At 45.1% G+C, this 1,290-nt stretch carries 1 protein-coding gene; it reads left to right on the top strand.

Annotated features, from left to right (window positions below; genetic code table 11):
- The coding region (locus Q4557_RS19720) for a VCBS domain-containing protein (RefSeq protein ID WP_303415030.1) at positions 1–1,290 on the top strand (1,290 nt) is incomplete at both ends.

The following is a 1,290-nucleotide window of genomic DNA, read 5'->3' as shown; positions in this document are numbered from 1 at the left end:
GGCACTGGCACTGGCACTGGCACTGGCACTGGCACTGGCACTGGCACGAATGAAACCCCAATAGAAATAGCAAGTCAACAATCAGCACCACAATTAAAAGAAGATAATGCAGTGAATACTGCGAGTGGCGTAATGCAAGCTACAGGCACTGATGCTAACCAAGTGTTGTGGAGTACAGACAATGCTCAAGGTAAATATGGTGAGTTAACGTTAAACCAGTTAACTGGCGAATGGCATTACCAACTTGATAATAATAACCAGCAAACAAATGCATTATCTGAAGGGACTCATCAAACAGAACAATTTGTCATTTCGGCAACGGACAGCCAAGGCAATAAAGTGAGCTCGGTCATTGCTGTAGAGGTTGAAGGTAGTAACGATTTACCGCAAATTTCAGGTATACATCATGCTAGTCTCAATGAGTTAGGTTCAATTGATACCGTTTCAGGCAACCTCATAGCTACCGACCCAGATAATGGCGATAGCATCACTTGGTCGGCCTCAAATGGAATAGGTCAATTTGGCCAGCTCGTCATTGATTCAAAATCTGGAGAATGGCAATACGTTCTAGATAATCATTCAGCAACGACTTTAGCCCTACATCAGGGAGAAGTAGCAGTTGAAACTTTCACAGTCACAGCAACTGATAGCTCAGGCACCCCAGTATCCAAACAAGTTACCATTAGTATTAACGGTAGCAATGAAACCGCTCAAATTGGTGGCGTTTCATCGGCTAATCTAACCGAAGATAAAGACGTCCATCAAGGACAACTGCATGTCGATGGCGCCCTCACCGTAACCGATGTAGATTCAGGACAAAACCAATTCCAGGCCACAGTGCAACAAGGTCAATTTGGTACTCTGAGTATCAATAGTTTAGGCCATTGGACTTACACCGCTGATAACTCGCAGCCGACTATTCAAGGCCTGAAAACAGGCGAATCATTAACGGATACTCTCATAGTTCATTCCATTGATGGCACTGAGCAGAAAGTCACTGTCACCATTAATGGCACGGATGATAAAGCGGTGATTGCGGGTACCTCAACCGCCAGTTTAACTGAAGATAAAGGCGTGCATAGTGGGCAGCTTCGCGTCGACGGCGCCCTCACTGTTACTGATGTGGATAACGGTCAAAATCAATTCCAAGCCACCTCACTACAAGGTCAGTTTGGTACTCTATCAATCAATGAATTAGGTCACTGGACCTATACCGCCGATAACTCGCAGCCGAACATTCAAGGCCTTAAAACCGGTGAGTCAGTTACCGATACAGTGTTAGTTCATAGC

This window comes from Shewanella sp. 5_MG-2023 (assembly GCF_030547465.1).
GTDB lineage: Bacteria > Pseudomonadota > Gammaproteobacteria > Enterobacterales > Shewanellaceae > Shewanella.
Note: the sequence above shows the minus strand (reverse complement) of the source record. Positions and strands in the feature narration are given on the sequence as shown.